The sequence below is a fragment of the Kineococcus auxinigenes genome (assembly GCF_050871525.1).
In the GTDB taxonomy this organism is placed as follows: Bacteria; Actinomycetota; Actinomycetes; order Actinomycetales; family Kineococcaceae; genus Kineococcus.
The window spans coordinates 23,962-30,495 of the sequence record NZ_JBKBCT010000046.1; the positions used below are offsets into that span (position 1 = coordinate 23,962).

8 protein-coding genes are annotated in these 6,534 nt (G+C 72.0%); 1 reads left to right on the forward strand and 7 read right to left on the reverse strand.

Annotation, left to right across the window (positions count from 1 at the left end; genetic code table 11):
• Window positions 1-58 precede the first annotated feature (58 nt).
• Genes moeB through thiO form a run of 4 tightly spaced genes read right to left on the reverse strand, consistent with a single transcriptional unit; the run spans window position 59 to window position 3,397 of the window.
• Entirely contained in the window at window positions 59-1,189 is a 1,131-nt protein-coding gene (moeB, locus tag ACRYR9_RS13305; RefSeq protein WP_432496392.1) for a molybdopterin-synthase adenylyltransferase MoeB, read from the reverse strand.
• A complete protein-coding gene (locus ACRYR9_RS13310; RefSeq protein ID WP_432496418.1) occupies window positions 1,186-2,028 on the reverse strand; it encodes a thiazole synthase in 843 nt (280 codons plus the stop codon). Before ACRYR9_RS13310 ends, moeB begins: the two co-directional genes overlap by 4 nt.
• Window positions 2,029-2,030: 2 nt before the next feature.
• Window positions 2,031-2,264, reverse strand: a complete 234-nt coding sequence (gene thiS / locus ACRYR9_RS13315; protein ID WP_432496395.1) for a sulfur carrier protein ThiS — start codon at window positions 2,262-2,264, stop codon at window positions 2,031-2,033.
• On the reverse strand, window positions 2,261-3,397 hold the full coding sequence (gene thiO, locus ACRYR9_RS13320; protein WP_432496398.1) for a glycine oxidase ThiO: 1,137 nt from the start codon (window positions 3,395-3,397) through the stop codon (window positions 2,261-2,263). The genes thiS and thiO overlap by 4 nt, the downstream gene beginning before the upstream one ends.
• 130 nt (window positions 3,398-3,527) lie before the next feature.
• On the opposite strand from thiO, the gene thiE reads away from it, so the two are divergent.
• Window positions 3,528-4,196: a thiamine phosphate synthase gene (thiE, locus tag ACRYR9_RS13325; protein ID WP_432496401.1), complete on the forward strand. Its 669-nt coding sequence runs from the start codon at window positions 3,528-3,530 to the stop codon at window positions 4,194-4,196.
• A gap of 101 nt (window positions 4,197-4,297) precedes the next feature.
• Here thiE and ACRYR9_RS13330 read toward each other — a convergent pair whose 3' ends face one another.
• The 3 genes from ACRYR9_RS13330 to ACRYR9_RS13340 form a co-directional block, all read right to left on the reverse strand.
• A complete protein-coding gene (locus tag ACRYR9_RS13330; protein ID WP_432496403.1) occupies window positions 4,298-4,732 on the reverse strand; it encodes a type II toxin-antitoxin system VapC family toxin in 435 nt (144 codons plus the stop codon).
• The gene (locus ACRYR9_RS13335; RefSeq protein ID WP_432496405.1) at window positions 4,729-5,187 is read right to left on the reverse strand and encodes a type II toxin-antitoxin system Phd/YefM family antitoxin; all 459 of its coding nucleotides are present in this window, start codon (window positions 5,185-5,187) and stop codon (window positions 4,729-4,731) included. The genes ACRYR9_RS13330 and ACRYR9_RS13335 overlap by 4 nt, the downstream gene beginning before the upstream one ends.
• A 99-nt stretch (window positions 5,188-5,286) precedes the next feature.
• The gene (locus ACRYR9_RS13340) at window positions 5,287-5,451 is read right to left on the reverse strand and encodes a hypothetical protein (RefSeq protein WP_432496408.1); all 165 of its coding nucleotides are present in this window, start codon (window positions 5,449-5,451) and stop codon (window positions 5,287-5,289) included.
• Window positions 5,452-6,534: the final 1,083 nt, after the last annotated feature.

The following is a 6,534-nucleotide window of genomic DNA, read 5'->3' on the forward strand; positions in this document are numbered from 1 at the left end:
CGCGTGAACGCTCAACCGTGCATGATCACGGCGGGGGGAGAGGGGTTCCGGTTTCCGGTCAGGTGCTGCGGGCGTCCCAGGCCGCGATGCCGCCGCGCAGGTGCACGACGTCGGTGCGGCCGTGCTCGCGCAGCGCGCGCAGGGCCTGCGCGGAACGGGTGCCGCCGGCGCAGTGCAGCACCAGCGGCCGGTCCGCCGGCACGCGGGCCGGGTCCGCCAGGAGGTCCGCCAGCGGCACCAGCACCGAGCCGGGGATCGCGCTCGCGGCGTGCTCGGCGGGCTCGCGCACGTCGACGAGGACGAACTCGCCGCGGCCCGCGGCGCGCTCGCGCAGGCGCCGGTCCAGTTCCGCCGCGTCCACCTCCGGCACGTCCGCGACGTCCACCGGGCACACCTGCACCGCGTCCACGAGCTCCGTGACGGGGGCGCGGCGCGGGTCCGGCGCCAGGCGCAGCGTGCGCCACGTCATCGCCAGCGCGTCGTGCACGAGGACGCGCCCCAGCAGGCTCTCCCCCGCACCGGTGATGAGCTTCACGGCCTCGGTGACCATCGCCGACCCCACCGCGGCGCACACCCCGCCGACCACGCCGGCCTCGCCGCAGGAGGGCACCGTCCCCGGCGCGGGCGGTTCGGCGAACAGGTCCCGGTAGGTGGGCCCGTGCTCGTCCCAGAACACCGACACCTGCCCGGCGAAGCGCAGCACCGCCCCCCACACCCACGGCCTGCCCGCCAGGACGCACGCGTCGTTGACGAGGTAGCGGGTGGCGAAGTTGTCCGCGCCGTCCACGACGAGGTCGTACCCGGCGAGCAGCCCCAGCGCGTTGCCGGCGGTCAGGCGCTCGCGGTGCCGGACCACGCGCACCAGCGGGTTCGCGCGCTCCACCGCCTCGGCGGCGCTGTCCACCTTCGCCCGGCCGACGTCCGCGACGCCGTGCAGCACCTGCCGGTGCAGGTTCGACTCGTCCACCACGTCGTCGTCGACGACACCGATCGTGCCGACGCCCGCCGCCGCCAGGTACAGCAGCGCGGGCGAACCCAGACCCCCGGCACCGACGACGAGGACCCGGGCGGCCTTCAGCCGGCGCTGCCCCACCTCGCCGATCTCCGGCAGCAGCAGCTGGCGGGAGTAGCGGCGGCGCTCCTCGGCCGTCAGCTCGGCACCGGGTTCCACGAGGGGTTCGAGCTTCACGGCGTCCTCCCGGGTCCGGCGTTCTCGTGTCCAGGGTCCGGGAACTCCGCCAGCCCCGCCCACGGGGAGGACGCCTGCGCCAGGGCGCGCTGGGGGATGCGCCCGGCGCGGTGCGCGGCGCGGCCGGCCAGGACCGCGTGCCGCATCGCCGCCCCCATGAGTTCCGGGTCCTGCGCGCGCGTCACCGCTGTCGCCAGGAGCACCGCGTCGCACCCGAGCTCCATCGCCCGCGCCGCGTCGGAGGCGGTGCCGATGCCGGCGTCCAGCACCACGGGAACCCCTGCGCGCTCGACGATCAGCGCGATGTTGTGCGGGTTGAGGATCCCCAGGCCGGTGCCGATCGGGGCGCCCAGCGGCATCACGGCCGCGCACCCGGCGCGTTCCAGCCGCAGCGCCAGCGCCGGGTCGTCGTTGGTGTACGCCAGGACGGTGAAACCGTCGTCGACGAGCAGTTCGGCGGCGTCGAGGAGTTCCACGGCGTCGGGCAGCAGGGTCTCCTCGTCGGCGACGACCTCCAGCTTCACCCAGTCGGTGCCCAGCGCCTCCCGCCCCAGGCGGGCGGTCAGCAGCGCCTCGCGCGCCGTGCGGCACCCGGCGGTGTTCGGCAGCACCTGGACGCCGGCACGCTCCAGGACCTCCAGCAGGGAGCCCCGCCGGGAGGGGTCGACGCGGCGCAGCGCCACCGTCGTCAGGTCGGTGCCCGAGGCGCGCAGGGCGCGTTCGAGCACGTCGTGGTTCGCAGCTCCGCCCGTCCCGGTGATCAGCCGGGAGCGGAACTCCCGGCCCGCGACGACGAAGGGGTCCCCGGGTGCGGTGGCGGCCCGGTCCAGCACCTGCACGCTCACCCTCCCGCCACCGCCTGCAGCACCTCGAGGCGGTCGCCGGCGGCGACGGGCGTGTCCGCCCACCGGCCCGCGGGCACGACCTCCTCGGACAGCGCCACGGCCGTGCCCCGCCCCGCGGTCACCGACGGGGCGAACAGCGCGACGGCGTCCGCCACGCTGGAACCCACCGGCACCCGCAGCGGTTCGCCGTTCACGACCACCTCGAAACCTTCCGTCGCCTGCGCGTTCACCGGGCTCCCACCTCCTCGCGGGCCGCGGTGCGCGACCCGAACCTCGCCGGGTCGCAGGCCGCGACCTCGGGTGCGACAGCGTCCCCCGCGGCCAGGGCCGCGACGGCGTCGGCCGTGACCCCTGACAGCAGCACCCCGTTGCGGTGGTGCCCGGCTGCCAGCAGCAGACCGGGCGGTTCCCCGAACCCGATCAGCGGGAGGTTGTCGGGGGAACCCGGGCGCGAGCGGGCCAGGACCTCCACGAGTTCCAGCTCCGCGGTCCCCGGCACGAGGGCCTGCGCGTCGCGCAGCAGGTCGTGCACGGCACCGGCGGTGACGGTCTCGTCGAAACCGCGTTCCTCCGTGGTCGCACCGACGACCAGTTCGCCGTCCTCGCGGGGCACGAGGTAGACGTCGCGGTCGCGCACGACGCCGCGCACGGTGCGCTGCAGCAGGTGCTGCCCGGCGGGCATCCGCAACCGCGCCACCTGCCCCTTCACCGGGCGCACGGGGGCGTGCTCCTGCGCGCGGGCACCGGTGGCCAGGACCACCAGCGGGGCGCGCACCGCGGAACCGTCGCCGAGGCGGGCCCCCGCGGCGCGCCCGTCCTCGACGAGCACCTCCCCGCGCAGCGGGACCGTGCGCACCCCGTGCGCCGCGGCGGCCGCGCGCAGAGCGTTCAGCAGGCGGCGCGGGTCGACCTGGTGGTCGCCGCGCACGAGCGTGCCACCGGAGACCGAGGGGTCCAGGAACGGTTCCAGCCGACGGCACTCGCGGCCGGTGAGGGCCTGCACGTCCAGGCCCAGGAGCTCCTGGGCGCGGCGCACCTCGGCCAACCGCGCCCGGTCGCCGGCGTCGAGGGCCACGACGAGGGTTCCGCAGCCCCGGTACCCGGTGCTCGCGCCGCCGGCGGCACCGGCCTCGGCGGCGTAGCGGCGGAAACCCTCCGCGGCCAGCAGGGACAGGGCGAGCAGTTCCCGCTCGCCGTGGTGCAGCTCGCTGACGGGGGCGAGCATCCCCGCCGCGGCGCGGGACGCACCACCACCGGGGTCGGGGTCGGCCAGCACCACGCGGCGGCCGCGTTCGGCGAGCCGCCACGCGCACGCGGTCCCGACGATCCCGCCGCCGAGCACGACGACGTCGCACGTCTGCACGTTCCCCTCCCTTCGCCGGCACGACCCGGAGCAGGTTCGACGGTCGGTGAGCGCGCTCACCCTCTCAGCCCGCGATCCCGGGCTCCCGTGGTGCGGCCACCCTACCCCCGCGGCTGGCACACTCGCCCGGGTGCCGAACCCCGCAGCAACCACCCCCCGCGACGCGCTGCGCGCCGCCCGCCTGTACCTGTGCACCGGTGCCCGCCGCCGCGAGGGCGACCTGGAGCAGTTCCTCGACGCCGCCCTGGGTGCGGGCGTGGACGTCGTGCAACTGCGCGAGAAGGGCCTCGAGGCCGCCGAGGAGCTGGAACTGCTGGAGGTGTTCGCCGACGCGGCGCGTCGCCACGGCCGCCTGCTGGCCGTCAACGACCGCGCGGACGTGGCCGCCGTCGCCGGTTCGCACGTGCTGCACCTGGGGCAGCGGGACCTGCCGCCCGCGGCGGCCCGCCGGCTGGTGGGCGCCGGTGCCCTGATCGGCCGCTCCACCCGCTCCCCCGCCCAGTTCGACGCGGCGGTCGCCGACCCCGAGGTGGACTACGCCTGCGTGGGACCGACGTGGGCGACGCCGACGAAGCCCGGGCGCGCCGCGACGGGCCTGGACCTCGTGCGCCACGCCGCGGCGAGCGCGGGCACCACGCCGTGGTTCGCGATCGGCGGGATCGACCTCGACAACGTCCGGGAGGTCGTGGCGGCGGGCGCGCGGCGGGTGGTCGTGGTGCGCGCGATCACGGAGGCGGACGACCCCGCCGCCGCCACCGCCGCCCTGCTGCGCGCCCTGCCGGAGCCGCTCAGCACCTGAGGGCGGGTGGTGTCGCGGGCGGGCGCCGCGGCGTCCACCTGGTCGCCGAAGGGCAGCGAGAACGACGCGGCACGTGCGTGCGTTCGTCGACGCTGGGCCCTCTACGGTGCGGTGACGGTGAACGGGGTCACGTCTACGAGGCTCGACACGTCCTGGAAGTCGCCCAGGTCGTTGGTCACCAGTTCGAGGTCGAAGGCGTAGGCGGTCGCGGCCAGGTAGGCGTCGACCACCTGGATGCGAAGCTGCCTCTTCGTCCCGCCGGCCGCCGAGATGGTCGCGGCCACCTGTCCGTAGGCATCGACGACGGCGTCGTCCACAGGGAGGGCGTTCGGCCACAGGCGACGCGCGATGGAGAGATCGGTGAGGCGTTGCTGCTGAACTGGCCCGGAGGCCACGGCGATGCCGAACCGCAGCTCCGCGAACGTCATCTGCGAGACGTAGGTGGGTCGGCTGGAGTCGATGCTGAACCTCGACCCGGCGGGGGTGCGCAGGACGTCGATGAGGACGTTCGTGTCCAGCAGGTAGCCAGAGGTCACTGCTGCCGGGGCCTCTCCTGAGCGACCTGCTCCGCGAGGTCGTCCAGTCGTGGGCCACGAGGGACAGCCCGAAGGCCGTCAGCGGTCGCCTGCTCGCGGACGGCGTGGGCGTCCACCGCCGAGTTCGACGCGCCGGGCCGAGCTGGCGGCGTGGTGCCGTCGTCGGGCTCGTCGCGTCCTGCGTAGGGATCACGCGCGACGGGGTCCAGCGTCGCGGCCACCTGACGGTCGAACCGGTCGTGGTCGAACGGGCCGGCGGCGGAGTTGAGGCCGGCGGCGGCGCTGAGGGGGACGCCGCTGAAGGCTCGCAGGCGGTCGGGGGCGGGGGCGATGGGCGTGATGCGGGCGACTGGTCGTCCGTGGTTGGTGATCGTGTAGCCCTCGCCCGCGTCTTCGAGCTCTCGCAGGATGCGCGCGTGCTCGTTGCGCAGTTCGCGCGCGGTGATGGTCCTCACGGCACCAATGCAGCCAATCACGGCTACGCCGGACGGGGCGTGGGGCGAGCCGTCTCGTGCGGACGTTGATCACTCACGTGCCGTCGACGGAGGTGGGTCCTAGACGTCGAGGAAGCCGTCACGTGCCTGGTTCACCGGTGGCAGCACCTGCGCTTCGCACTGGTCCACCAGGTGAGCGTCGGCGTACTGCGGGCCGAGGACGCGGCCCAGCTCGTCGAAGAGGGGTACCCGTCGCCGCAACCGCACCCCGGGACGTTCGGGCACCGTCAGCGTCAGCTCCAGGCGCGTTCCCGGCCAGTGAGCCTTTGTCAGTAGCGGTCAGACGCTACTGACAAAGGCTCATGAACTCAACCTGGTTAGTCTCCAATAAAAACAAGTTTTCGATGAGTTCCTTCGGAGACCGCTGTGCAAAATTCAAAGAGTCCTTGCACATCTCTAGCCATTGGGTCAGATACAAGTTCTAGCATCGCAGAAAGTTCAGCTCGCAGGGCATGCACTTGCCCAACATTAAACTGAGTATCATCCTCAGAATCCACGCCGGATAGTAACGGAAAACGCATTAAACGCGCTTCTTTGACCATCTCGTTCAAGCCAAAAGATCCCCCGTAAGTCCCCAGGATGGATCCATTAGAGTCATATATTTTTGCACGGATAGCCACTGCGACCGCCTTCACAATCAATTGAATCCCGGGTACATTGTGTACAAGTCGCCAGTCTGCTCGTAGACAACAGAATAATCGCTGGTAGCAAACCCTCCCTGCACCTGAGAGAGTGTTCCGATTGGTTGACCCGCACTTAGTGTTCTAATGCATCGGTTGTTTGCTTGAAGCCGGCCTTTAACTGCGTTCGATGATACCATCAGCGACTTGAGATTTGAAGTTTCTACGTACGGTCTCTCGCCATATTGATTGGGAACTCCCCAAATGCCGGCATAGTCATCGACGAGGTCCCCACCTTCAATGTGACGCCTGTCGATATGATTCTCTGCCGACCACGTCCATCTGGCGGGGACATCACAGACGTCCTCCGACTTCGAAGGACTCGGCGAAGGACTCGGCGAAGGACTCGGCGAAGGACTCGGCGAAGGACTCGGCGAAGGACTCGGCGAAGGACTCGGCGAAGGACTCGGCGAAGGACTCGGCGAAGGCGTATCAGCCGGACTATCCGGGTAACATTCCGAGGCAGGAACGGCGTAATCCCCCCACTGACATGCCCCCGGCTCATGCTTTTTGCCAGTTTCCGGGTCGGTCCAAATTCCGGTCATTGGGTCAACCTCACCCCAGGGTACTGGTCCTACATCCGGAACCGTAGGGGTGACCTTGCATAGCGATCCACTCGCGCAACGGG